This is a genomic window from Streptomyces sp. NPDC057702, from assembly GCF_042799315.1.
Lineage (GTDB): Bacteria > Actinomycetota > Actinomycetes > Streptomycetales > Streptomycetaceae > Streptomyces.
Genome location: NZ_JBHVJC010000012.1, coordinates 138,765 through 161,920 on the forward strand (window position 1 = coordinate 138,765; position 23,156 = coordinate 161,920).

Genomic DNA, 23,156 nt, shown 5'->3' on the forward strand with positions numbered 1-23,156 from the left:
CCTACGGAGCACGCCCTCACCCCGCCTCCCGATTACGCCCCCACCCACCGGCCCGACCCCACCGGCCCAGTTCCCACCGGCCCGGCCCGACACCCCGCCGCCGCGCTGGCCGCGCGTGAGCGCGGGTGTGGGTGTGGGTGCGGGCGCGGGGGAAGCTTCGCGAAGCCGGTGCCCGCGCCTGCGGGCGAGGCGAACGCGGCAGGCGCAGCGGGGGGCGGCCGGGGTCTCTTTATGCGAGAACACGCATAGTCACGGCGATACGTGGACGTAGCGTTCCGACCCCTCTACGGTCGGTATTCGCAGGCCCAAGTAGGGCCGGAGCGAGGGGGTTTGACATGTCCGAGCGTTCGACGCTGACCCGACTCACGGGAAACGGCACCGGCGAGTGTGGCGAGAAGGACTGCCCGAACGTGTATCGCACCGCGAAGGGGTCGATCCTCGTGCAGGGCGACGTTTCCGACGCGTTCACTCCGCCCGCCGGAGAGGGGCTCGTGGAGATTCCGGAGCCGGTTCTCAGGGAGGCTATTCGTGCACTTGGCTGGTGACGCGTGGAATGACTGCTTCGATTCCATGGAGCACGGGGCATGGCGCTTGGAGACGCTGCCCGTCTACACGATGCCCCAGGAAGAGGAGAAGCTGAAGCGCTTTCTCGCCGGGGAGAACTCCCCGGACGACTACGCCTCGCCCTGGATGGACGAGGTCCGGCAGTGGACGGCGGAGGGGAAGAGCGTGGGGCGGGTGCATGTGGTAACCCGTCCGCTCTCGGACTATCTGCGGTTCGAGTTCGACTACTACTACCGGCACCACGTGACGGCGGGCGAGGATATCCGCATTCTCGATCTCACCGACCGAGACAACCCCGGACTGCCGGACCAGGACTTCTGGTTGTTCGATGATTCCACGGTGGTTCTGCTCAACTACCGCGCCGATGGGACGCAGATCAACCGGGAACTCCTCGAAGGCAGTCCTGAGCCCTATCGCCGGTGGAAACGGTTGGCCGTCGCCGAGTCCGTCCCGTTTCTGGAGTACGTGAGCGGTCCGTGACGTTCGATCCTCAGCGACCAGGGCGGCCGAAACGGGAATTGGCCGCCACGTTGAAAGAACTGCGCGGGCGAGCCGGCCTCACCGGGGACCGGCTCGCCCTGCGGTGCGACATGTCCCAGTCGAAGATCAGCCGCATCGAGAACGGGAAGGCCCAGCCCAGCCTGCTCGACCTGGAACGAATCCTGCGTGCCGTCGCCGCTCCGCCCGACGTCGTCGAGGAGGTCTTCACCCTCGCGCGACTGGCCAACACCGAGTGGCAGAGTCTGCGTTCAATGCGACGCCGAGGGCTGGAGGCCAAGCAGGCCGAACTTGCGGCGCTGGAGGCCACGTCCACGCGGTTCCGGTTCTTTCTCCTGTCCATGCTCACCGGGCTCCTGTCCACGCCCGAATACGTTCAGGCCAGCCTCGCCCAGTCAACGGTCGACGTCACCAAGACGATCGAGAGAAAACTGAAACGACAGGAAGTCCTTCATGACACGACGAAGCTCTTCACTTTCCTGCTGACCGAACAGGCCGTGCGGTGGCCCCTCTTGCCGCCGGCCGGGATGGTCTCGCAGATAGACCGTCTGGCGTCACTGACCCACCTTCGGAACGTCCGGATCGGGATCATTCCGACAGCGGGACACAAGCCGACGGCCGCGCTGGACACGTTTACCGTCTACGACGATTCTCTCGTCACAGTAGAAAACACCACGGGCATCGTCATCCTCAGAGATCCAAGAGATATCAGTGTGCACGTGGAGCTCTTCGCCACGTTGGAGAGCTACGCCGTTTTCGATGACAAGGCCAGGGCCCTGCTGACGGCGTGGTCTGCCGCCAGTCATTCATGATCTTTAGTCGATGACGGAGAAGGAGGCGCGATCCGCCTCTTCCCGGGTACATCACAGGTGTGACGCGTCAACCGACGAATTCGTGTCATCAACCACAGTAAGGAGACGCGGAATGCGAGCACGATGCGAGAGTGCCCCCGAGGGCGGTCGGCGCGGTGGGGACGAGGACGACGGGGACTCGCACCCCGGGCAGCCCTGGAATCCGCCGCCCCCGCCGCCCCCGGACGGCGAGATGCCGCCCGGCGACGGGACGCACCGCACGTGAGTCACGACGGGGAAAGGGGCCGTGCCAACAGCGAGTTGGCACGGTCGCTTCGTGACGCGGGCGTCCTCGCGCCCGAGTGGGTGGAGGCGTTCACGGCCGTGCCGCGCGCGTCGTTCCTACCGGATCTGGTCTGGGCGCACGACATGCCGACCGGCCGCAGCGTGCCCGTAGCCCGGGGCGACGACCCCGAGGGGTGGCGACACATCGCGGACGCCAACGTTCCGCTCGTCACCCAGTGGGACGACGGCCGGCACGCGGGCCGGGCCCCGGGAACGGTGCCGACCAGTTCCGCGAGCATGCTGTCCGTGGTGGCCGGCATGCTGCGTGACCTGGACGTACGCGAGGGCGCGCGGGTGCTCGAAGTCGGTACGGGCACCGGGTGGAACGCGGGCCTGCTCGCGCGCCGGCTGGGCGGCGCGAACGTGGTCAGCGTCGAGGTCGACCCGGCGGTGACCGCGCGGGCCCGCGCGGCGCTGGCTCGGGCCAAGCTCGCGCCCGAGGTCGTGCACGGCGACGGGACGTACGGCTGGCCGGCCGGCGCGCCCTACGACCGCCTGATCGCCACGGCGGGCGTCCGGACCGTTCCCCCGGCCTGGCTGGAGCAGGTCCGGCCGGGTGGCGTCGTGCTCGCCCCGTGGGGCACCCACTACACCGACCAGGACGCCCTGATCCGTCTGACCGTCGCGGCGGACGGCAGCGCGGCGGGCCGGTTCCTGCGCCTGGTCGAGTTCATGAAGCTGCGGCGACAGCGGCTGGACTGGGCCCGGTTCGCCGAGCACGTCACCGCCTTCCCAGGCGACGCCGCCGTGTCGCGCACCCGCTTGCGGCCGGCGGACCTGGGGGATCGCTACGACACCGTGCGGTTCGCCATCGGGCTGCGCGTCCCCGCCTGCGCGCACGTGGTCAACCGCTCGGGTGCGGAAGCCGGGGAACCCACGCGGGCGTGGTTCTTCGACCTGCGCGGCCGCTCGTGGGCGGCGGTCACCTGGACCGACGACGCACCCGACGCCACCGTCCACCAGTCGGGCCCACGCCGCCTGTGGGACGAGGTGGAGACGGCGTACGCCTGGTGGGCCGGCCAGGGCCGCCCGAAGCTCGCCCGGTTCGGCCTGACGGTGACACCGGAGGGCCGGCAGCGGGCGTGGCTGGACGCCCCGACGAACTCCTGGGACGTGTGAGGGGCCCGGCCAGCGCCCGGAGCGAACGGCCAGCTCCGCGCCAGCGTCACCGACCTCGCCGCCGGACGTGCGGTAGGCCCCCGACCGTAGGTGGCCTGAAGTGCCTTGACCGAAGGGCTGGTTGGCGGCACGTTGCCGGGTGGGTGGGCCTCGCGTAGGTCCGGGGGACGCCGGTGGCGGCTATCGGGGTGGACGTGGTCGGAAACCAGGTTCCTCGCACTGGCGGCACTGTCGCCAGATCCCTTTCAGGGCAGTTGTGTTGTCGGGTGTGCCCGGTACTTTCGAAGTGTCTCCCAGAAGGAGGTACCCCCGTGGCTCGACCTGTTGTGGAGAGTACGGGCGCGCGCGTCGCCCGCGAACGGAAGGCCCGTGGTCTGACGCAGCGCGCGCTCTCGCGGCTCGCGAGGGTCTCGTACGCGACGCTCGCGCAGATCGAGCAAGACCGGCTGCCCGCCAGTTCGACCGCGCTCGCCGCGCTGGCGCGGGCGCTTTCCGTGCCCGTGACGACGCTGACGGGCCAGCCGTATCTCGAAGAGCTCCGCGCCGACCACCTCGACATACTGATCCAGCCGATCCGCGAGGCTCTGGACGCGTACGACACCGGTCCCGATCTGGACGCTGCCCCGCGCCCGCTTCGCGAGCTGGCCGAAGACGCCGAGCGGCTGTGCGTTCTGGTGCGTGCCGCAGAGCTGAGGCAGGTGGCGACAGATCTGCCGGGTCTGTTGGCCGAGCTCGCGGGAACGGCCCACTCGACCCCGAGCGAGTCCGCGTGGCAGACGTTGGGCGCCACCTACCGCACCGCGTACGACGTGGCGTCCAAGCTCGGATTCACCGACCTGGCGACGGTCGCTCTCGACCGGCTCGACGGGGCGGCCCAGCGCGCGTCGGACGCTTCTCTGGCTGGCGTGCGGCAGTACTTCCGGGCGCTGGCGTACGCGCGGGCCGGCGACTACGCCCGCGGGCGCCGGATCGTGGCGTTGGGCTTCGAGGCCGCTGCGGGTGCCAGCGACGGCCGGGTCGGAGACGTTGTCTCCGGCCAACTGAACCTCGCCGCAGCGGTGTTGGCCGCGCGCGAGGGCGATGCCGGTGCCACCGAGCACCACCTGGCCGAGGCGGAGCGCCTCGCTGGGCGTACCGGGCCGGCCGAGCGTGTTCACTGGCTGTCCTTCGGGCCGACCAATGTGCGGGTACACCGGGTGAGCGTGCTCGTTGACCTGGCTCGCTACCCCGATGCGGTACGCGCCGGGCGCGATGTCGTGTTTCCCGAGGGTTGGCCGGCGACGCGTCGCGCGCGCCACCACACGGACGTGGCGTACGCGCTGCTGCGGGCCGGGCATCCGGACGCGGCGTTCGCGAGCCTGGTCGAGGCGCGCAAGGCTGCTCCGCAGCAGACCCGGTATTACCCGAGGGTGCGGGAGACGTACGGCGGGATCGAGTCGGCGGGGCGACGTGCGCCGGACTCGTTTCACGGCTTCGGTGACTGGCTGGGGCGGTAGGGAAGGCCGGTCTGCACTGGTAGCGCCCCGGCGGTTGTGTGGGCTGCCGGGGCGCTACGAGTTGGTGTTTAGTTGGGGAAGTCGCCGGTCTTGATGGCGGTGATGAACGCGGTCCAGGCGGTGGGTTCGAAGATGAGGGCTGGGCCGGTGGGGTTCTTGCTGTCGCGGACCGGGACGGTGTTCGGTACGCCAGTGGCGACCTCGACGCAGTCACCCTGGGTGCCGCTGTAGCTGCTCTTGAACCATGTGGCCGAGGTGAGGTCAGTGGTCACTGCTAAGCCTCCATCGCGTTACGGGTGAGTTGCGCGGACTGGCGTAGCTGTTCTTGGCTGGTGCGGTTGCTGGGGGAGTGCTGGTCGTGACCGGCAGCGCCCCGGTGACCTTTGCGGGTTGCCGGGGCGCGGTAGGTGGCTAGCTGGGGAGGTCGCCGGTCTTGATGGCGGTGATGAACGCGGTCCAGGCGGCCGGTTCGAAGGTGAGGGCCGGGCCGGTGGGGTTCTTGCTGTCGCGGACCGGGACGGTGTGCGGTACGCCGGCGCCGACCTCAATGCAGTCGCCCTGGTAGCCGCTGTAGCTGCTCTTGAACCACTTCGCCGAAGTGAGATCGGTGGTCACTGATATCCCTCCATCACATTCCGGATGAATTGGGCAGACTCAGTTGTGGACAGTGCGTCCGCCGCAAGCCGAGTGTAAAGGCGGGTTAACTCCCGAACCCGAGCAGGATCGTTGACGAAGTGGCCAAAATCCACTGATTCCGAGTAGACCCAGTCTCGGCCGTTCGGCATCGAGATGATGGTCATCGGGGTGATCGGGCGTACCACCAAGGGAAAGTTCGACGGGACGACCTGGATCACGAAGTTCGGCAGCTCAGCTAGACGCAAGAGGTGCGCGCACTGGTCGGCCATGATCTCGGGGCTGCCCACGACTGTGCGAAGGGCCTCCTCGGTGAGGATGGCGGAAAGCAGCGGGCTGTCAGGGGCCGGTGTCACGAAGCGATCTTGGCGACGAAGTCGCGCTTCGACAGTGCGCTTGAGTTCGTCCGAGCTGCGCAGCACGGGGGCATACAGCGCGTCGACGTAATCCTCCGTCTGCATGAGCCCGGGGACGCTCTGGCTCTGATAGACGCGTAACGCAGTCGCCTCGCGGTCCATTTGTGCGCGACGTTCGAACCAGTCCTGCCTTGGAACGGCCGGATACCAATCCACCTCACGCCACAGGTCCAGCATGGTGTCGCCGGTCTCCAGCATGTCCTCCCAGGCCACTACCTGCCGCTTGTCGGGTACGCGTTCGCCTGCCTCGATTCTCGCGACCGTGGAGCGATCCAGGTGGGCGACGGTGCCGAGTTCGGTCTGGGTTCGGCCTGCCCGTTCGCGGGCGTGCTTTATGAACCGTCCGAACAACTGCGCGGCCGTCACGGCGAGATCGTTCCCAGGCGGTGATGGAGAGGCACCCGCATCTCTATCAACTCCGCGTCCCCGACGCGCCATGGGGACCCCCTTCGGTGTGTGTCATTGCATTCCCCGTCACGGCAGTGGTGTGACCTTGGCCGGAACGGCTCACTCATTGCGATCGTAGCCGTCCGGGGAGAAGCCTGTAAGGGCCTGATCACAATCGGTGATCGAGGTCGACGTCCTGCCGCCGAGGGCCGCGTGGGCGTACGCAGCCTTCGTCCGAAACGAGCCGTCGCGTGAACCACTCCATGACCATCAAGGTCTACCGCCAGCGCCCCGGTGAACCGCCGAGCCCCGTCGTCGCTCGGGCGACCGTGCGGGTTGATCCCGACGCCGTGACCCGGTGCGAGCTGGAGCGGCAGCACTGCTCCACCGCCTGGGGGCCCTGCCGCTGCCCGCGCCACCGGCAGGAGGCGGCGACGTGAGCGCACCCCCCACGCCCGAGCCGAGCCCCACGCCCGAGCCGGCGCTCCGGCCGGCGACCACGCCACCCGTCGAGCCCGAGGCGTCGCCCCTCCCGACGCCCGCGTCGGAACCCGCGTCGGAACGTGCGGACGTCACCGACGCCCGTGCCCGCGTGCTGACCGGGGAGCACACCGTACGCATGGCCTGCGGGGCCGTGTTGCGGTTCTTTCTCGCCGACGCGTTTCTGGACGATCCCGCGTGCGGCTGGGTGGCCGTCGCGGACGTGGAGTTCCAACTCGCCTACGAGATGTCGCTGTTCGAGCGGCACGGCGCGGGGCCCGTCGACCTGCGGCCCAACGCGCGGCGGTGCCAGGTCGGTCTCGACGCGCTCGCCGGGCCGGGGAGTTTCTTCTGGTCGGACGGGGACGCCGAGGCGGGCGTCATGACCACCAACGGGCTGACGCCCGACGCGTGCGGGCTCACGCCGGCCTCGGTTCCGGCGCGCGCCTCGGGGGGTGCGGCATGAGGACGCACGCCGTACGCGTCACCCTCCTCGTGTGGCGACCGCTCGACGCCGACGCCCCCGGCGACGTGTCCGCCGGCTGGCCGCGCGTGCTCCAGGTGCGCGAGGGGGAGGGGCCGTGGCTGGCGCCCAGCGTCGTCCTGGGGGACGGGGAACGCGTGATGGGCGCCGCCGAGCGGGTGGCGTACGCGCTGGGGCTGACCCTGCCGAACGCGCACCGCGTACTCGCCGTGGACCAGCGGCCGGCCGGCGCGGGCCGGGTCGGCGAAGTGGTGATCGTCGTGGACGGCGGCTGGGTGGCGGGCCCGGACGCGGACCTGGCGGGCAGCGCCACGAGCCCCTGCGCGCACCCCGCGCGGCACCCACACCCACACCCTCGTTCACACCCGCATCCGTCCGCCCGCCCGCACCCGTCCGCGCGCTCGCATCGGCGGCGGTGGGCGGGGGCCGAGGCGCTGGCCGACGACCAGGGCATGACCGTCGCCCTGGGCGCGGCGGTGGCCCAACTGCCGCCGTTCGTCGTCGGGTAGGGCGGCGGGGCCTGCGGGCCTGGGGTCGGCCCGTCGCCTCGCGGGGCGGGTGACGCGCCGCCCCCCGTCATACCGGAGTCCCGGCTACCGCGATACGTGACCTTCCATTTAGGCGGAGATGGGGACATATGCGCCAACCTCATCGTATGGCGCGATAGGTCATAGGCGAGTGGGCGACCGTCGTGATTCGATGCGATAGCGCTCAGGGGATCTCGATAAAACGAAGATAACCTCTGAGGGCGCGAAAGCAGCCCGAAGGAAAGTGTCCATCGTGTGTGGGCCATTGACCCCCACGTTGAGCCCCGCCTGTTTCCGGTCAGTCACGCCAGCTCGCTCGAATGGTGTACTCCGCATTGAGGCCGTGCCTGGTGAGCTTCTCGATTCATCCTCAGTCATCCACGTCCACGACAGTGCGGGCGCGGAACGGCGGGAAAAGGGAATTCGTTAATCCGAACGGAATGAGACGAAACATGAAAACGAAGCGTCGTCTGCTTGCCCTCGTGATCGCCGGCATGGCGGCCGTGGGCTCGGCGTTGGCCGCAGCCCCCGCCTCGGCCGCTCCCCAGCCGATCACGTCGGGGAGCTGCGAGGACAAGTACGTCTGCCTGTACTACAACTCGGACCTCAAGGGTGCGATGTTCAAGCACCGCTACAACATCCCCAACTACGCGGGATACGTCTTCACTGCCAGCGACGCGGGCAGCGCCGGCGCCGGCCAGCCCGTGAAGAACAATGCCGCCTCGGTGACCAACTGGGACCGGGGCAACGGGATCAGAATCTACGTGAACAGCAACTATGACGGGAAATGGGACGGTGTTCCGGCCTGGACTTCCAGGAATCTCGACGTGACCAAGAACAACAACGCGTCAGGTAGATGGGATCACTGATTACGCGTGCAACCTTGTGCCCCGCCCGTTTGTCGGGCGGGGCACCTTCCCTATCGCTCTGACAGATCGGAGCAGCCGCCCGCATGCGCGCTCGTATTCGTACCGCCTCCGCCCTGTTCCTCGCGGCGACCGTGACGACGGTCGGGTGTTCCGCGGGTTCCGAACCGTCCGCCGCTCCGCCACCTCCCGTCGACAGCTCCGCGATTCCGGTGATCACGCAGCCGGCGGACCGGTCCCTGCCCGTGGACGCGTATCTGCTCACCAACGACGAGGAGGACACGTTCGCGCGGGCCCGCCACGCTCTCGTCACACGGTGCATGGCGAGCTTCGGGCTCCGTTACGAACCGCTGGTCAAGCCGGGCTTTCGCCCGCGTAACCGGATGCAGTACCGCTACGGCGTCAGCGATCCGCGACAGACGGCGACGCACGGTTTCGCCCCGCCCGGAAGTCCGCGCGGGCAGAAGCCACCGCCGGAGAGGCCGCCGCTGTCGGCCACGCAGTCCCTCGTACTCAGCGGTACCGATAGCCCCAAGGTCATGCCCGGGTCCACCGACGCGAAGGGCGGGCAGCGGGTCAACGGACGCACCGTCCCCAACGGTGGCTGCTTCGGGCAGGCGATGGAGGCGCTCAAGGCCCGGGACGGCGACGGAGGCGGTGACGCGGAACTGGCCCGGCGGATCACCTCCGAGAGCTTCGACCGCTCGCGGCGCGACCCCCGCGTGACGAAGGTGCTCTCGCGCTGGTCCCGCTGCATGCGCGCCCGGGGGTTCTCCTACGCCGATCCGTTCGCGGCCGGCAACGACCCGGCGTGGCGTACGGCGACTCCGTCGGCGGCGGAACGGTCCGCCGCGACCGCCGACGCGGTGTGCAAGCGGCGGGAGAACCTGATCGGCGTCTGGTGGGCGGTCGAGGCCGCCTACCAGCGGCGGGACATGGACCAGCACCGCGACGAGCTGGCCGCCATCCGCGCGACCATCGACGCGCGGCAGCGCCTGGCCCGGGCCGCACTGGCCGAGCGCGACTAGACCGCTGGGCGCCCGAAGAGACGCCACGCTCGGGAGGACGCCGGCCCTGAGGTTCTCCCCAGGGCCGGCGCGAGAACAACACCCGGACGGTTCAGCCGTTCAGCCGTCCGGGACCGAGCGGGTGTCAGGCGGTGGGGAGGGTGGCGACGAGGGCGTTGGGCACCTTGACCACGTCGTCCAAGCTGTACTTGCCCGGGCCGAAGTCGTCGGCGGTCAGGCCCTTCTTGCGGCCTCCCTCCACGACCAACCACACCGTGGGGCTCTCAGGCGCGAGCAGCAGGGTCCCCACATTCGGAGCGCCTCGTCCCGCCGCGACTCCGAGCCACGTACCGGGCACTCGCTCCAGCGGGCGCTTGTCGTACCCCAGGCCGGTGTAGTCCGCCGCTGACAGCGGGACCGCGCTTCCGCCGGCCATCACGTAGACCGTCGGGTTCGCGCCGGAGATCTCCTTGACCACCGTCTTGTTCGCGAGCGGCCGTGCCACCTGCGCGCGCAGCCACGTTCCCGGCACACCCATCAGCGTCTGTCGGTCGTATCCCTGCGAGGTCCACTCCGGCCAGGAGATCGGCAGCGCCGAGCCGTTCACCATCACATACCGACTTGAGTCCGTACCCACCTGATCCATCAGCACGGTTCCGTTAGGCGGCGACTTCGCCGCGGCGGTCCGCAGCCAGTTGCCCGGGACGCCCAACAACATCTGCTTGTCGTAACCGTTGGCGGTCCACTCATCACCCGAGATGGGGAGCGCCGCACCGCTGACCATCACGTACCGGCTCGGGTCCCTGCCTGACTGGTTCATCACGATCAGACCCGTGGAGAGCGTGTTGCCCGTGGCCCCGGCCAGCCAGGAGGACGGTACGCCCATGTCGGGACGCTGGTCGTATCCGTCGGCCGTCCACTCGGCTCCGGTGATCGGCAGGGCGGCGCCGTCCACGACCACGTAGCGACTCGGACCGCCCGCCTGGTCATGCACCACTGTTCCGCTCGCGGGCGCGCTCGGCAGGGCGTTGAAGGCCGCGCTGTCCACCGGGACCACCTTGCTCAGGTCGTACCCGCCCGGCCCGACGTCCGACCCCGCGACCGGCAACCCGGCACCGCCGACGATCACCTTCACCGTCGGGTTGTTCGCGGTCTTGACCAGCGTGCCGCTCGGCAACGTGGTCGGGTCGGGCGGAGAGTCCTCGACGATCTTCTTGTACCGCAGGGCTCGGTAGTCGGAGTTGGGGTGGCTGTCGAGGGTGGCCGCGTTGATGGAGACCCCGGTGGCGTGCTTCACCGGGGTGGACCCGAACGAGTAGTAGGAGAAGAGGGTGTGGGCGTCGTTGTCCCACTTCTCGAAGAGAATCACGTGATCGTAGTAGCTGTTGAGGATGTCACCGGGCCTGAGGTCGCCACGTGAAATGGGACGGGTCTCCGCGTCGGCGAGTGCTCTGGTGTCGGCGCTGTAACTCATGTGCCACGCCATCGACACGTACCCGGAGCAGTCCGTCCGATAGGCGCGACCGGAGGAGTCCTTGTAGGTGGCGCCCTGGTTGTACGGAATGTTGGAGCGCCTGTCGTACCAGTAACGGGCCCGTTCGAGCACTTCCGAGCGGGTGATCGGCCCGGCCGCCGACGAGAGCGCCGCGGTTCGGGTGGTAGCGGTTCGAGGCTCCGAGGCCGGGGCGGCAGTGGCCGGACGGGCCATCGAGACGACGGAGCCGGCCAAGGCCATCACCATGACCAGCACTAATTGGATGAGTCTCTTCGGTAACGCGGTAAGCACAGTTCGGCTCCTGAGTGAGGACATGACGGGGGTGCGACTGGTGTGCGGCCCGGATCAGCACGGGCCGGCACCGCTGACGGCACAGAGGGGGAGAGGGTGGCGTGAGCGCTCCGCCAGAGCCGGACCGAGGCCATCCAAAATGGCAGGTACATGACATGCCGTAGACAGCTCGCCGTCGCCCTACGCGTTCCGCTCGCCGGATCGCGGGGGAGTCACTGTTCGAACGAGTGAGAAGGGGCCAGGCATCTCTCCGATGCGCACCCGAGCGCCAGGAGCTGACCCCGGCCGCACTCTCGGGCCCCTCGGCGCCTCGTAACGCCCCCGGGTTCGAACGAGTGGCCAGGCCCCTGGGTCACCCTGGCGACAACGCACCCCCCGCGAGATCAAGGAGGAGGAGGAGCGGCGCCCGCGGGCACACCCGACCACAGACCAGAATCATCCTGAACCATACGGTTCCCCCCAAGGAAGCGGCGGCCATCGGCTCAATGACCGCCGGCAGGACCTCACGCTGCCACAACTCGCTCACATAACGTGCACGTTCATTCGAGCTATGCACAAATACAGGCGACATCAGGCTGGAAACATCACCATGTCCGGACTCGAAGTCACATCTCGCACGCGCCCACCGCCTTCACGCCGGTCGCCTCCCCAGCGACCCGCACGGCCGACCTCCCGAACCCGCGCGGCCCGCCTGGACCTGGGTTGGTTCGTGGGTGGGGCAATGCTCATGACCTGTGGGTCGGCCTCGGGTTGGACGCGAAGGGCGTACCTTCCCGAGTGATCGACTTCTGGTCATCGAGCAGGCCGACGTCGCACCGTCGGTCGGGAAGGCGCGCCGTGCTGCGCGTAGTGAATGCCGATGGAACGACCGAGGCTGGCTCCCTGATCGACGACATCGTCCGTGAGGGCGCGAGTCGGATGCTGGCCGCTGCGCTGGAGGTCGAAGTGGACGCCGATATAGATGAGTTGGCTGACCAGCGGGATGATCGCGGGCGCCGTTTGGTGTTCCGTAACGGCTCGGCCGGCCTGTCACCGGCCGCCGTCACCCGGTTGACCACCCAGTGGCGGGCCGACCGCAAAGCATTCGGCGAATGCGACCTGTCCGCCACCGACTACGTCTACGTCTGGGCCGACGGCATCCACCTGCGGATACGCCTGGAGGAGGCGAAGGCCGCGGTCCCGGTCGTCATGGGCGCGCGCGGACGGCACCAAGGAGCTGATCGCGATGGCGGACGGCTGCCGAGAGTCCTCACAGTCCTGGGCGGGCCTGCTGCGGGACTGCCGGCGGCGCGGCATGCGCGCTCCGGTACTCGCCGTCGGCGACGGGGCCCTCGGGTTCTGGAACGCGCTGAACGAGGGCCTGAACTACCTCATGATTCACCGGATGTGACCTTTCCTCCGCCCGGGTGCGCCCCCCTTCCCCGGATGCCTCGGTGGTGGACCCGATCGCCGGGTAGTCGGACGACGGGCAGAGCGGTGTCGCACTTCCGGGCATCCTGGGGTTGGTCGCGTCGGGACGGGCCGGCCTTGCCGCGATGGGCGTGTGCCGCAGGGCTGGCCCGCCGTTGACTTCCCTGGCGTGTGTTCAGTAGCCGATCGTGAAACGCCGCTGCACGAAGCGGGGCAGTTCCGCCTCGTCAACCAGTGCGACGGCGGCGTCCTCCACTGAGATGCGGCTGCGCCCGTCGGCGTCCAGGACCGGCTGGTCGAGGCCGATCCGGAACCGTCCCGTGCGCTCCCCGGGGGTGATGTCCTCCGCCGGGCTGAAGTAGGTCCACGAGCGGTTGGACGTGCGCAGGACGTTCAGTGCGTCCCGATGGCCACGTACTGCCGCCGCGTAGGTTCGAGGCAGGCCGAGTTGGTCAAGGGTGGCGTGCAGATGCTCGTCGGAGTCGGCGTGGACCAGGCCCGGCTCGACCTCCAGACTGCCTGCGCCGCCGATCACGATCAGGCGGGTACGAGGGTGGCTCTCCAGCGCCTTCAGTAGCGCCCGGGCAGCGGTGGCGAAGACCGTGGGGTCGGCGACCGAACGCTCCACGGTGTCAGCGATGTCGTTGGCCGCGTTACCGGGCTGGAATCCGCTGATCAGCACGTCCAGCCCGGGAAGGGCGGCAGCGATGGCGGCGGCATCGAGGACGTCGAGGCTCTTCCAGGTGATGTGGTCCCGGTCCTCGTGGATCCGCGTGATGTCGCGGGTGAACGCCGTGACGTGGTGCCCTCGCCCGAGGGCTTCGGCGACTACGCGGCTGCCGATGGTGCCGGTGGCTCCGATGACTCCGATGTGCATGACTCTCCCCTTCGTCGTGACAACGTACAGAAACTATACGGCGTGAAGTTTAGATACGGCAATCAGTCTCGGGGCGCTGTAGAGTGGCCACCGTGGAGAGCGCGGCGAGGAGTAATACGAGAGGACGCCGGGAGCGACTGCGGGCCGAAACGACAGCTGAAATCAAGCGCGTGGCGCTGGAGTTGATGGCGTCGGGCGGGCCCGACGCCATCACGCTGCGGGCCATCGCCCGCGAGATGGGCATGACCGCCAACGCCATCTACGGCTACTTCGCCACCCGTGATGACCTGGTCACCGCGCTCATCGACGACGTGTACACCGCACTGGCCGACGCCGTGGACGCCTCCTGGCATGCCGCCCCGGCCGACAAGCCGACTGAGCAGATCCAGGCGTGGGCGCACGCCTTTCGCAACTGGGCCCTTGCCCACCCGGAGGGCTTCCGGCTGATCTACGGCGACTCCGTCCCCGGCTACCGCGCGCCCGAAGGCGGAGCCGCCCCGGATGCCGCACGCCGGGTCTGCATCGGCCTCGCTGGACTTGCGAACGCCGCCTGGCCACACGCCGAACACCTCTACGCCGGCAGCGACTTCGACTGGCCCGACTTCGCCCCCGGCCTCGTCGACAAGGTCCGCCTGGCCTTCCCCGAACTGCCCCCGGCCGCAGTGGCACTCGCCCTACGCGTCTGGGGCCGCCTGCACGGCCTGGTCTCACTGGAGATCTACGGGCACCTGCACACCCAGACCACCAGCCCGGACAAGCTCTTCCAGGAGGAACTCTCCGCGCTCCTACGGTCATGGGGTGTCGCCCCGGGCAACTGACCCACCATGGGGAGACCGCCGCCGGTGAGTGCCCGGTCGTGCAGACGGACGAGGCCCCGGGGTCGGCGCCTGTCTGTCGGCGGTCGAAGGGGCCGGCCGGCTCGGATCACCCCAAAGCCGCGGACCTTCTGGTCCACAGGTATTGACGACTACTCACGCGGGTGAGTCGACCGGCGCAGCCCGGTTGAGCTCTTCGTCCGCATCAGCCTGAGCCGCTGGTGCGGTGACCACCCGGTCAGGCGCGAGGGGTGGGCCAGCGGGCGCCGGTGGTCGGGTCGTGGCACCAGACGTGCTGGTCGTCCGGGGTGACCGTGAGGCCGAAGTCGTACACGTCGGGGCGGCCGGCGTCCTCCCACCAGTCCCAGGCGGCGGCGAGTTCGTCGGCGAGGTGGCGGGGGCCGCCCTGGTAGGCGAGGGCGCGGCCGTCGGTGGTCACGATGTTGGCCCAGGACGCGACACCGTCGTGGAGCCAGGCGTGCGCGCCGTCGTCATCGGTGGCGGTGGCGAGGTGGAGGTGGGGGTGGCGGGCGCGTACGGCGAACCGTAGGTGCCAGTCGCTGTGCAGGGTGGCGAGTTCGCGGGGGAAGGGCCGCTCCTCGCCCGGTGGCCCGGTGCCACGGACGGCGCGGTAGGTGCGGCTGGTGGGCGCCTGGCTGGTGGACGTGTGGCGGGCGGGCATGAACTGGGCGAGGCCCTGCACCCAGCCGCTCGCCGAGCGGCCGTCGTCCGCGACCGTCAGGGCGACGTGCCCGAGGTGCCCCCAGGGGGTGACGATCCGTCCGCCGGGCCGGGTCTGGGCGATCCAGGGCCAGGGGACGGTGTCGACGGCGTAGGTGGAGATGACGCGGTCGTAGGGGGCGCCGGCCGGCCAGCCGTGTGCCCCGTCGCCCACGTGGACCGTGGCGTCCAGGTGGTGGTCCTTGATCCGCCCGGCGGCGGACGCGGCGAGTTCGGGATCGACCTCGACGCTGTCGACCCGGGTCGGGAGCCGGGCGAGGAGGCTGGTGTTCCAGCCGGTTCCGGTGCCCAGCTCAAGGACCCGGTGGCCGCGTTCGACCCGGAGGGAGTCGAGCATGTCGGCGACGATCGAGGTGCCCGACAGCGAGGAGGTCGCACGGCCGTCGGCGAGCTGGGTGACCGTGGCGTCGTGGGCACCCGCGTAGACCGCGTCGGCCCAGGCGTCGGGGGCGGTGGCGCGGTCGACGGGGCGGTAGTCGGTGCCGTTCCACACCCATACGCGGTCGGGCGCGAACGCGTGTCGTGGCAGTGCCCGCACGGCCTCGCGTACCCACGGGGAGCGGGTGGGCCAGGCTCCCGCCGAGGCCAGGGCGGCGTCCAGTCGCCGTTGCCGCTCGGCGGGCACGTCAACCCTTCTTGTGCTTGCCGTCGGACGGTGGCGAGGGTGGGACCTGGCCGTCGGTGTTTCCCGGTGGGGGCGTTCCGTCGGACGGTGGCGGGGGTGGCTTCTCGTGCTTGCCGGGCATGGCCGCTCTCCTCGTGTCGGGTCGTGTCGGGAGGAACCAGCGTCCTGCGGTCGGGCATATCGGGGCAAGGGTGACGCGGGAGCGCATGGGGGCGCGCCCCGGCGGTACGGCGCCGGAGGTGCCAGGGGGCGGTGGCCCGGCTGGTTGGGGGGCGCGCCCGGCTGAGCGAGGGGGCGGCCAGCGCGCTGGCCCGGTCCGGTGCTTCGCGGTCGCCCGGCCGCTTCGGTCGATCCCGCTCGGGTGCGGGGTCTCCTACGCGGCGTGTCGCTCCCGCTCGGGCGATGCCGCCAGGGACGCCAGAGCCCGGCCGCGAAGTTCGCGATAGGTGTTGATCGACTCGGCGCGTTCCCGAGCGAGCTGATCACGGTAGTGCCCGTCGAGGGAGCGGATCAGTTTCGCTCTGCCCACGGACCTGTCGCACTGTGCGTCGGCCACGGCGATGGCGATCTCCCGCCGACTCGGTCCCGCCGCCTTCCCGGCCGGCCGGGCGGGGCGCCGTCGCTCGTCGGCCTTCTCGCCGCCGAGGGCCACGGCCCTGGCCTTGGCGGGGTGGGGGAAGGAGTGGCCCGCGTCGTTCATGCAGCGACTCCAGGCGGCGTCGGCCCGGGTGACCCTCCGGTCCGCGAGCAGCCTGCGGTTGATCTCGGAGTCGAGGTTGGCGACCACCAGGCGCGCGACCATCCACCGCCTGAGGTCGCCGTAGAGCCGGCGCTGGGCCCCGCCGTTGCATCCGTCGCCGTACATGAAGGTCACTCCACCGCCCGGTACGGCGGCGCTGACCTTGTGCTGTGCGGTGCCGTAGAGGGTGCTCATGTACGCCCGTTGCCGGTCGCGCGCCAGCGAGCGCACGTACACCCCGTTGGGGTCGCCGCCCGTGTCCCCGCCATCGGCACCCGTCGCGGAGGCGCTTCCGTAGCCGGCGCGCCGGCGCGTCCGTACGTCGTCACCGTGGCGTGGGTCGTCGGCCGGTGTGGCGGAGGGCCCGTGCCACGGGTTGGGCCGGTAGGTGAACCCCCGGTCGGTCATGCAGTCAGCGGTCAGCCGTTCCTCCGCGTCGAAGAGCCGTCGCTGCTCGGCCTCGCTGCCCTGGACTCGCGCCAGGGCGGCGCCTCTGAGGCGGGGAGTCGCGTCGCCCGAGGCGCTGGGTTGGGCATCGCAGGCCGTCACGAGAGCGAGGAGAGCGCAGGCGGTGACGGCGGCGGATCGGGACCCGGTGGGACGGTGCACGAGTGGCCCTCCTGTGGCGCGGTGTGAATGCCGGGCGGAGCGCCGGAGCGAATCATCCGCCCGGCATTCGGTACTCGATGGTGACCAAAGACGCTGCCTACCGCTCAGGCGTCAGCAGCCCCACTTGTTGCTTTCACCGTCGTCGTTGGGCCGGTGCTGGGTCCAACCCTGCCCCCGGGGCAGGCAGCCGAGCTTGCGGCCGTAGTTCTCCTCGCCGTAGAGCGCGACGGACAGGCCGGAGGTGCCGTTGTTGAAGGACGAGGAGTCCTGGTTGAAGATGTCCCACCTGGCCCAACTGGGGTTGTCGTCCTGGAACTTGTACACCGCCCCCCGGTAGCCCGCGTTCTGGTAGACGCAGTAGTACGTGGCGGTACACCCGCTCGGCGCGGCGACCGATGCCCCGGCCTCCGATGCCGTGGCACTGGCTGACGCGGGTCCGGTCAGCAACGTCCCGCCGGCGAGAACCGCCGTCGCCGCCGCGGTGAACAAAGCCCTGCTCTGGAACATGGAGTGCGACCTCCCTGCACAGTAGCGATACGGCGCCGGGTTGGCGCCGCGTGGGGGAATTCCTAGCACGAGCGGGAATTTAACGGCCACGGTCGGGCGGGAGTTGCGTAAGGGGCCGGCCATGGCCGTCCCCGATCGCCTTCCGGTCGCGAAATATTTCCCGGCCAGGCCGTACAACCCACCTCTCACCTTCACGGGAAGGAGCCTGTGATCGCGGCTCGGACGAAGCGGTTGTCTTGATACCTCGCGTGGAATCGGGAGTTCCCGCCAAAGCCGTCGCTCCGTGTTGGCTGGAACTCCTGGCCCCGATACGTGCGGCGCATATGCCGCCGTAATGGCCTCAGGCGGTTCCTTTTCTCGGTCAGGGAGTTGGGCCACCGCCCCGAGCGCCGTACACGACCTGCGAAGGACGGGAGCGACCGCATGCGCGAACCCGTCGGTACGTCGCCACCGGCAGTCGAGCTACGTCACGAAGGGGCAGGTCAGGGCGCTCCCTGGCCTGCCCCTCTCGTCCTGCTAATCCGTCGGCTCCTGTTCGTGGCCGCCATAGGGTCGCGTGATGATCTCCATGCCGTGGCCGGCCGGGTCCATGAAGTAAAGGCCGCGCCCGCCGTGATGGTGGTTGATCTCCTGGGGCTGCTTCATACGCGGATCGGCGTAGTACGCGATCCCGCCCTCCCGGATACGCCCGAAGGCCGCGTCGAACTCCTCGTCGGAGACGAGAAACGCGTAGTGCTGCGTGACGATCGACTCCGCCGGAATGGTGGCGAAGTCCAGGGTGACCCCGTTGTCGGTGGCGACCGGAATGAACGGGCCCCACTCGGTCCCGACCTCAAGTCCCAGAACGTGTGCCAGGAACTCGGCCGACTCCCGGTTGTCCCGGGCGTGGATGATGGTGTGATTCAACTCGACTGACATAGGTGGAATGCCTCCGCAAGGCAATCTCACGGGCGCCTCCATGCCTCACCCGACCGGTGACCGACACGCGATGCCGTGTCCGTGATCTTAGGCAGCGCCGCGCGGGGCGTCGAGGGTCGCACGTGGCCGTCGCGCCTGGCGGTCGTGTTCGGTGGTCAGGCTCGGTGGTCGTGTCGGGTGGCTGTGTCCGGTGGCTGTGCCTGGTGGTCGTGTCCGGTGGTTGCGCTCGGCGGAGCGGTCGGTGGTCGTGTCCGGTGACTGTGCCGGGTGACCGTGTCCGGTGGTCGCGCCCGGTGGAGCGGTCGGTGGTGGTGTCCGGTGGAGCCGCTGACGGTGACCAGGCGCCGTCGCGCCCCTCTGGGGAGCCGGGAGCCGGCGACAGGCGCACGCGCGAGCCCAACCGTACGGGGGCGGAGGGGTCTGGCGGGGGAGGTGGGCGCGCCGACAGGGCGGGCCGCACCGTTTCGTACGGCGCGCGGTGCAACCGTTTCGGTGGGGGGAGTGTCTTCCCTAGTAGCGCCACATAGGCGCATGAGATACCGCAAATCCGGCATGGGAGGGATTGTCATGCTGTACACCACACACCGCCCCCGGCGACCGGCTCTGCTCGCCGCCACCTGCGTCGCCGTCCTCGGGCTCGGACTCGGCGCCGCCGTCTCCGTGCCCGCGTCGGCGGCCCAGCGGTCGGGGTCCGACTCGACGGCCGGCCGCCAGTACGACGCGAAGGAGGTACGCCACTTCCTGAAGGGCTTCTACGGCCACCACGGCCCGAGCGCCTGGCAGCGCGAACACCTGGTGACCGAGGAGCTGAAGGAGAAGGTGGCCCAGACCCCCGACTACGACCTGCTGCTCTGCGCCCAGAACACCCCCCAGGACATCGAGATCGGCCCCGTCACCACCGCCCAGTCGGCCGGCGTGGGCTGGGCCCCGATCACCACGCACTGGGGCAAGGGCCAGGACACCCAGGTCTTCACGGCCTACGTCGGCCTCGACGCCAGCAAGCCGATGAAGCTGACCGACATCAGCTGCGAGGGGTGATCGCCTGCGGCGCGCCTCGCATGGGTGGCCCACCCCGGAGGTGGGCCACCTGCCGGTGGGGGGGTTGGGTTGGAGCTTGCGCCTTCGGGGGGCTTGCGCCTCTGATGGGGGCGCCGGCGCGGGTGAGGAGGTCCAGCCCCGCGGGTGCGGGGAGCAGTGCTTGGGCAGGACCGTGCTGTTGAAGATGCGGGGACCATCCCCGCACGCGCGGGGAGCAGCTGACGGACTGGCGGGGGCGGGACGCGGAGGCGGGACCATCCCCGCACGCGCGGGGAGCAGGTCTTGCGTACGACCAGGCAGCGGATGCCGGGGGGACCATCCCCGCACGCGCGGGGAGCAGGTCTGCGCGATCTCGATGGGGACACAGCCGTCGGGACCATCCCCGCACGCGCGGGGAGCAGAGTTGTTGAGCTGCGGGTTTATCGGGGGCGCACCCCGTTTTCTGCAACTTCTTGCGATCGCGACATAGCGCCCATTCGCGCCTTCCCCTCCGCTTGGCCCGCCGTCGGGGTCTCACGGTAGCGGCCGGGGTGGGCGGGGCGCACCGCGTGGGGGTGCTGCCTCACTGGCGTACCCCCGGGGCCGCGCGGAGCGTACGCGCGGGGGAGCGGTGCGCGTGACATCGCGTCGCTTCGGCGGGTGCGGGCTGGCATGGGTGGCCCGGTGCGGCATGTGGGGCCCGGCTGGCTCGCCGTCAGGCGCCGGCGCCTCGGGCCGCGTACGTTTGCTGTGATCAGCGCCGTATTCTCGCCGTATGACCTGGTTGCGCGCACTCAAGGAGACCGCCCGCACCGGACTGACGATCGAGCGGACCCGGCTTGAGCCGCTGGTGGCGCTGCGGGGGGCGTGCGGGGTCGCGATCGTCATCGGGCTGATTCTGTGGCTGGAGTCGCCGCCGTTGGCGGTCGCCTCCGCGTTCGGGGCGTTCGCCTCCGGCGTGGCGACCTTCCAACGGAGTTGGCGGCCCCGGCCCGTGCTCGCGCTGGCAGCCGCCGCCGGGCTCGCGGTCAGCACCTTCCTCGGGTACGTGGCCGCCGCGCATCCGCTCGCCTTCGTCATCCTGCTCGGCCTGTGGTCGCTGCTGGCCGGCATGGCGTGGGCGGTCGGGCCGGTGTCGGGGCTGGTCGCCACGCAGATGGTGGCCGTCATGCTGGTCACGGTCACACTGCCGACCTCCGTGCTCGGGGCCCTGCACCACGCCGCGCTGATCGCCTTCGGCGGGCTCGTCCAGGCCGCGCTCATCGTGCTGGTGCCCATCCGGCCGTGGGGCGCGCAGCGTGACGCGCTGGCCGACGCGTTCGCCGCCGAGGCCGACTTCGCGCGCCGGCTGCGCGAGGACCCGGTGGCGCCGTTCGACCCGCAGCCGCTGATGGACGCCCGGCACGCCTCGTCGATGACGCCCCGCCAGGCCCGCCGCCGACCACAGCAGCTCCGTGGCTACCGGGCGCTGGCCGAGCGCGTACGTCCCGTACTGGCCTCGCTGGCCGACCCGGTCATCGGCGCCCCGGCCACCGGACCGGAACGCGACCGGGTGCGTGAGCTGCTGCGGGCGGCGGGCACGGTGCTGGACGCGGTGGCGCACGCGATCCGCCGGGGGCAGCCGGTCCGGCTGCCGGTCGAGGCGATGCGCGTGCTGGAGGTGCCCGCGTCCGGCCCCATGCTGCACGGTGCCGCGCGTCGCTCCGCGCTGCGGTTGATGGCGCTGCTGGCGGAGGTGGTGGAGTCCGCCGACGAACCCCTGGAAACCGTCGAACCGGTCCGCCCCACACCCGCCAACCCCACGCCGGCCCACCCCATGTCGCCCGGCCCGGCAGCGGCCGACGCCGCAGCGGCCCCTCCCACGCCGAGCCACCCCACACCGGCCGGCGCCGGGCCGAGTCACCCCACGCGGGCCGGCGCCACAGCAACCCACCCCACGCAGGCCGGCGCCGGGCCGACCCACCCCACACCCACCGGCCCGCCGGTCACGGGCGGAACGTCGCCTTCGGGCCCGCTGACCGCCGGCGAAGAGCCCCCACCCAGCCGGGACGTCACCGCGAAGTCGCCACCAGCTCCGCCCACCACCGACGGGACGTCAGCACCCGACGCGCCCGCCACCGACGGGACGTCAGCACCCGACGCGCCCGCCACCGACGGGACGTCAGCACCTGACGCGCCCGCCGCCTCCACGATCCAGCCGCCGCCCGCGCAGGGCCCCGCCACCCCCACGATCCAGCCGCCGCCCGCGCAGGGCATCCCCACCCAGCCGCCGCCCGCGCAGGGCCCCGAGGGTGAGCCCGTCGAGCGGGCCGTCCCGCGCAACGCGCTGCTGCGGCCCACGATGCCGCGTCTGGTGCCCGTCGCGCTGCGCGCGCTGCGGCGGGAGGTGCGCTGGTCCTCGCCGGTGTTGCGGCACGCCGTGCGGTTGGCGGTGGTGGCCTGTGCGGGGTACCTGGTGGGCACGGCGCTGCCGCTGGGGCACGGGTACTGGGCGCCGATGGCCTCGGTCATGGTCATGCGGCCCGACTTCGAGCAGACGTACTCGCGTGGTGTGGCCCGGTTCGCCGGCACGCTGGTGGGGGTGGTCGCCGGTGGGGCGGTGATGGCGCTCGGGCATCCGGGGGAGTGGGTCAGCGCGGGCCTGGCCGTGGTGTGCGTGGGGCTGATGTACCTGCTGATGCGTACGGGCTTCACCGTCGCCTCGGCGTGCATCAGCGCGTACGTCGTGTTCCTGCTGGGCATCGCGGGCGAGGGCTGGTCCCAGACGGTGCAGGACCGGGTGGGGCTCACCCTGCTGGGCGGGGTGCTGGCGATGGCCGCGTACGCGCTCTTCCCCGCCTGGGAGACGCCCAAGCTGCGCGACCGGCTCGCGGACTGGCTGCTGGCCAACGGGCGGTACGCGGTGGCCGTCTTCGGTGGCCACGCGCACCCGCTGGAACGCCGGCCCCGGCACGTGCGCGACGCGCTCCTGGACGCCCGCGCGGCCCGTCTGGCCTGGGAACAGAGCGAGGCCCGCGCGCAGGCGGAGCCCGTACGCCACCGGGGCATCTCGCGTCGCTCGGCGGGCGCGGCCCAGACGGCGCTGTCCACGATGGGGCGGGTCACGATGCTCCTGGAGGCCCATCCGCCGGACCGGGCCGCGCCCGCCTCACCGGAGGCCGAGCGTTTCGCGGCGGCGTTGCGCGCCGAGCTGCCGGAGGCCGCCACGGCGGTTCGCGAACGGCAGCCGCTCGACTGGCACGAGACGCACGCGGCGCTGGTCGCGTGGCGGGCGCGCGAGGGCTCCGAGGCGCTGCCGGTGCGCTGCGCGGAACTGCTGGTGGACGCGTTGGACGAGCTGGCCGGCGCGCTCTCCCGGGGCCCCGGCGGCAGGAACCGGGCCCGCCGGCGGGAGTGAGCGCCACGGCCGTCGCAAACGGGTGACGGCCCGGGGTCAGTACCCGTGACCCCGGGCCGCGTGGGAGCCCGTGCCTCGCCCGCAGGGGCCGCCCACGTTTCC

Annotated in this window: 23 protein-coding genes, 1 pseudogene and 1 CRISPR repeat array; of the genes and pseudogenes, 15 read left to right on the forward strand and 9 right to left on the reverse strand. The window is 70.7% G+C overall.

Annotation, left to right across the window (positions count from 1 at the left end):
- The first annotated feature begins 335 nt into the window (after positions 1 to 335).
- The 6 genes from ACFVFR_RS11455 (at position 336) to ACFVFR_RS11480 (ending at position 4,813) form a co-directional block, all read left to right on the forward strand.
- Positions 336 to 545 carry a hypothetical protein gene (locus tag ACFVFR_RS11455; RefSeq protein WP_383699879.1) on the forward strand — a complete coding sequence of 70 codons (210 nt, stop codon included), beginning with the start codon at positions 336 to 338 and terminating at the stop codon, positions 543 to 545.
- Positions 529 to 1,044 (forward strand): DUF6879 family protein, encoded by a 516-nt coding sequence (locus ACFVFR_RS11460; protein WP_383699881.1) that lies wholly within the window; start codon positions 529 to 531, stop codon positions 1,042 to 1,044. Before ACFVFR_RS11455 ends, ACFVFR_RS11460 begins: the two co-directional genes overlap by 17 nt.
- Positions 1,041 to 1,874 (forward strand): Scr1 family TA system antitoxin-like transcriptional regulator, encoded by an 834-nt coding sequence (locus ACFVFR_RS11465; RefSeq protein ID WP_383699883.1) that lies wholly within the window; start codon positions 1,041 to 1,043, stop codon positions 1,872 to 1,874. Before ACFVFR_RS11460 ends, ACFVFR_RS11465 begins: the two co-directional genes overlap by 4 nt.
- Before the next feature lie 112 nt (positions 1,875 to 1,986).
- Positions 1,987 to 2,139: a hypothetical protein gene (locus ACFVFR_RS11470; RefSeq protein ID WP_383699885.1), complete on the forward strand. Its 153-nt coding sequence runs from the start codon at positions 1,987 to 1,989 to the stop codon at positions 2,137 to 2,139.
- The gene (locus ACFVFR_RS11475) at positions 2,136 to 3,317 is read left to right on the forward strand and encodes a methyltransferase domain-containing protein (protein ID WP_383699887.1); all 1,182 of its coding nucleotides are present in this window, start codon (positions 2,136 to 2,138) and stop codon (positions 3,315 to 3,317) included. Before ACFVFR_RS11470 ends, ACFVFR_RS11475 begins: the two co-directional genes overlap by 4 nt.
- 311 nt (positions 3,318 to 3,628) lie before the next feature.
- Positions 3,629 to 4,813 carry a helix-turn-helix domain-containing protein gene (locus ACFVFR_RS11480; RefSeq protein ID WP_383699889.1) on the forward strand — a complete coding sequence of 395 codons (1,185 nt, stop codon included), beginning with the start codon at positions 3,629 to 3,631 and terminating at the stop codon, positions 4,811 to 4,813.
- A gap of 68 nt (positions 4,814 to 4,881) precedes the next feature.
- Here the strand turns inward: ACFVFR_RS11480 and ACFVFR_RS11485 are convergent, their stop codons facing one another.
- From ACFVFR_RS11485 to ACFVFR_RS11495, 3 genes are all read right to left on the reverse strand, one after another.
- Positions 4,882 to 5,085 carry a DUF397 domain-containing protein gene (locus ACFVFR_RS11485; RefSeq protein ID WP_383699891.1) on the reverse strand — a complete coding sequence of 68 codons (204 nt, stop codon included), beginning with the start codon at positions 5,083 to 5,085 and terminating at the stop codon, positions 4,882 to 4,884.
- Positions 5,086 to 5,224: 139 nt separating this feature from the next.
- Positions 5,225 to 5,428: a DUF397 domain-containing protein gene (locus ACFVFR_RS11490; RefSeq protein WP_383699893.1), complete on the reverse strand. Its 204-nt coding sequence runs from the start codon at positions 5,426 to 5,428 to the stop codon at positions 5,225 to 5,227.
- Positions 5,425 to 6,228, reverse strand: coding sequence for a Scr1 family TA system antitoxin-like transcriptional regulator (locus tag ACFVFR_RS11495; RefSeq protein WP_383699895.1), 804 nt, complete (start codon positions 6,226 to 6,228; stop codon positions 5,425 to 5,427). Before ACFVFR_RS11495 ends, ACFVFR_RS11490 begins: the two co-directional genes overlap by 4 nt.
- Before the next feature lie 272 nt (positions 6,229 to 6,500).
- On the opposite strand from ACFVFR_RS11495, the gene ACFVFR_RS11500 reads away from it, so the two are divergent.
- The 5 genes from ACFVFR_RS11500 (at position 6,501) to ACFVFR_RS11520 (ending at position 9,634) form a co-directional block, all read left to right on the forward strand.
- Positions 6,501 to 6,689, forward strand: a complete 189-nt coding sequence (locus ACFVFR_RS11500) for a hypothetical protein (RefSeq protein WP_383699897.1) — start codon at positions 6,501 to 6,503, stop codon at positions 6,687 to 6,689.
- Entirely contained in the window at positions 6,686 to 7,195 is a 510-nt protein-coding gene (locus ACFVFR_RS11505; RefSeq protein ID WP_383699899.1) for a hypothetical protein, read from the forward strand. Before ACFVFR_RS11500 ends, ACFVFR_RS11505 begins: the two co-directional genes overlap by 4 nt.
- Complete coding sequence (locus tag ACFVFR_RS11510) at positions 7,192 to 7,722, forward strand: hypothetical protein (RefSeq protein WP_383699900.1); 531 nt, start codon at positions 7,192 to 7,194, stop codon at positions 7,720 to 7,722. Before ACFVFR_RS11505 ends, ACFVFR_RS11510 begins: the two co-directional genes overlap by 4 nt.
- Before the next feature lie 470 nt (positions 7,723 to 8,192).
- A complete protein-coding gene (locus ACFVFR_RS11515) occupies positions 8,193 to 8,609 on the forward strand; it encodes a peptidase inhibitor family I36 protein (RefSeq protein WP_383699901.1) in 417 nt (138 codons plus the stop codon).
- A gap of 83 nt (positions 8,610 to 8,692) precedes the next feature.
- Complete coding sequence (locus ACFVFR_RS11520; RefSeq protein ID WP_383699902.1) at positions 8,693 to 9,634, forward strand: hypothetical protein; 942 nt, start codon at positions 8,693 to 8,695, stop codon at positions 9,632 to 9,634.
- A gap of 124 nt (positions 9,635 to 9,758) precedes the next feature.
- On the opposite strand, the gene ACFVFR_RS11525 is transcribed toward ACFVFR_RS11520, so the two are convergent.
- Positions 9,759 to 11,354: a hypothetical protein gene (locus ACFVFR_RS11525; protein WP_383699903.1), complete on the reverse strand. Its 1,596-nt coding sequence runs from the start codon at positions 11,352 to 11,354 to the stop codon at positions 9,759 to 9,761.
- A gap of 882 nt (positions 11,355 to 12,236) precedes the next feature.
- Here ACFVFR_RS11525 and ACFVFR_RS11530 point away from each other — a divergent pair.
- Positions 12,237 to 12,756 (forward strand): annotated as a pseudogene (locus ACFVFR_RS11530) (transposase); the annotation flags it as partial.
- A 228-nt stretch (positions 12,757 to 12,984) separates the two neighbouring features.
- Here ACFVFR_RS11530 and ACFVFR_RS11535 read toward each other — a convergent pair.
- Complete coding sequence (locus ACFVFR_RS11535) at positions 12,985 to 13,686, reverse strand: NAD(P)-dependent oxidoreductase (protein ID WP_383699904.1); 702 nt, start codon at positions 13,684 to 13,686, stop codon at positions 12,985 to 12,987.
- Positions 13,687 to 13,856: 170 nt separating this feature from the next.
- Here ACFVFR_RS11535 and ACFVFR_RS11540 point away from each other — a divergent pair, with 170 nt between their 5' ends.
- On the forward strand, positions 13,857 to 14,504 hold the full coding sequence (locus tag ACFVFR_RS11540; protein WP_383699906.1) for a TetR/AcrR family transcriptional regulator: 648 nt from the start codon (positions 13,857 to 13,859) through the stop codon (positions 14,502 to 14,504).
- Positions 14,505 to 14,739: 235 nt separating this feature from the next.
- Here ACFVFR_RS11540 and ACFVFR_RS11545 read toward each other — a convergent pair whose 3' ends face one another.
- From ACFVFR_RS11545 to ACFVFR_RS11560, 4 genes are all read right to left on the reverse strand, one after another.
- Complete coding sequence (locus ACFVFR_RS11545; protein WP_383699908.1) at positions 14,740 to 15,867, reverse strand: methyltransferase domain-containing protein; 1,128 nt, start codon at positions 15,865 to 15,867, stop codon at positions 14,740 to 14,742.
- Between the two features lie 373 nt (positions 15,868 to 16,240).
- A complete protein-coding gene (locus ACFVFR_RS11550; RefSeq protein WP_383699910.1) occupies positions 16,241 to 17,155 on the reverse strand; it encodes a hypothetical protein in 915 nt (304 codons plus the stop codon).
- 171 nt (positions 17,156 to 17,326) lie between these two features.
- The gene (locus tag ACFVFR_RS11555) at positions 17,327 to 17,722 is read right to left on the reverse strand and encodes a peptidase inhibitor family I36 protein (RefSeq protein ID WP_383699912.1); all 396 of its coding nucleotides are present in this window, start codon (positions 17,720 to 17,722) and stop codon (positions 17,327 to 17,329) included.
- A gap of 516 nt (positions 17,723 to 18,238) precedes the next feature.
- Positions 18,239 to 18,640 (reverse strand): VOC family protein, encoded by a 402-nt coding sequence (locus ACFVFR_RS11560; RefSeq protein ID WP_383699914.1) that lies wholly within the window; start codon positions 18,638 to 18,640, stop codon positions 18,239 to 18,241.
- A gap of 567 nt (positions 18,641 to 19,207) precedes the next feature.
- Between ACFVFR_RS11560 and ACFVFR_RS11565 the strand changes: the two genes are divergently transcribed.
- Both ACFVFR_RS11565 and ACFVFR_RS11570 read left to right on the forward strand, forming a co-directional pair.
- Positions 19,208 to 19,678, forward strand: a complete 471-nt coding sequence (locus ACFVFR_RS11565) for a hypothetical protein (protein WP_383699916.1) — start codon at positions 19,208 to 19,210, stop codon at positions 19,676 to 19,678.
- Positions 19,679 to 19,806: 128 nt separating this feature from the next.
- Positions 19,807 to 20,079: direct repeats of the CRISPR family, unit length 29 nt; unit sequence GGGACCATCCCCGCACGCGCGGGGAGCAG.
- 353 nt (positions 20,080 to 20,432) lie between these two features.
- Positions 20,433 to 23,054, forward strand: coding sequence for an FUSC family protein (locus ACFVFR_RS11570; protein ID WP_383699918.1), 2,622 nt, complete (start codon positions 20,433 to 20,435; stop codon positions 23,052 to 23,054).
- Positions 23,055 to 23,156 lie beyond the last annotated feature (102 nt).

What these genes read in the sequence shown, in the direction of transcription:
- ACFVFR_RS11455 (WP_383699879.1), top strand. Translation starts at nt 336, where the DNA reads ATGTCCGAGCGTTCGACGCTGACCCGACTCACGGGAAACGGCACCGGC.
- ACFVFR_RS11470 (WP_383699885.1), top strand. Translation starts at nt 1,987, where the DNA reads ATGCGAGCACGATGCGAGAGTGCCCCCGAGGGCGGTCGGCGCGGTGGG.
- ACFVFR_RS11510 (WP_383699900.1), top strand. Translation starts at nt 7,192, where the DNA reads ATGAGGACGCACGCCGTACGCGTCACCCTCCTCGTGTGGCGACCGCTC.
- ACFVFR_RS11515 (WP_383699901.1), top strand. Translation starts at nt 8,193, where the DNA reads ATGAAAACGAAGCGTCGTCTGCTTGCCCTCGTGATCGCCGGCATGGCG.
- ACFVFR_RS11520 (WP_383699902.1), top strand. Translation starts at nt 8,693, where the DNA reads ATGCGCGCTCGTATTCGTACCGCCTCCGCCCTGTTCCTCGCGGCGACC.
- ACFVFR_RS11525 (WP_383699903.1), bottom strand. Translation starts at nt 11,354, where the DNA reads ATGGTGATGGCCTTGGCCGGCTCCGTCGTCTCGATGGCCCGTCCGGCC.
- ACFVFR_RS11535 (WP_383699904.1), bottom strand. Translation starts at nt 13,686, where the DNA reads ATGCACATCGGAGTCATCGGAGCCACCGGCACCATCGGCAGCCGCGTA.
- ACFVFR_RS11555 (WP_383699912.1), bottom strand. Translation starts at nt 17,722, where the DNA reads ATGTTCCAGAGCAGGGCTTTGTTCACCGCGGCGGCGACGGCGGTTCTC.
- ACFVFR_RS11560 (WP_383699914.1), bottom strand. Translation starts at nt 18,640, where the DNA reads ATGTCAGTCGAGTTGAATCACACCATCATCCACGCCCGGGACAACCGG.
- ACFVFR_RS11565 (WP_383699916.1), top strand. Translation starts at nt 19,208, where the DNA reads ATGCTGTACACCACACACCGCCCCCGGCGACCGGCTCTGCTCGCCGCC.
- ACFVFR_RS11570 (WP_383699918.1), top strand. Translation starts at nt 20,433, where the DNA reads ATGACCTGGTTGCGCGCACTCAAGGAGACCGCCCGCACCGGACTGACG.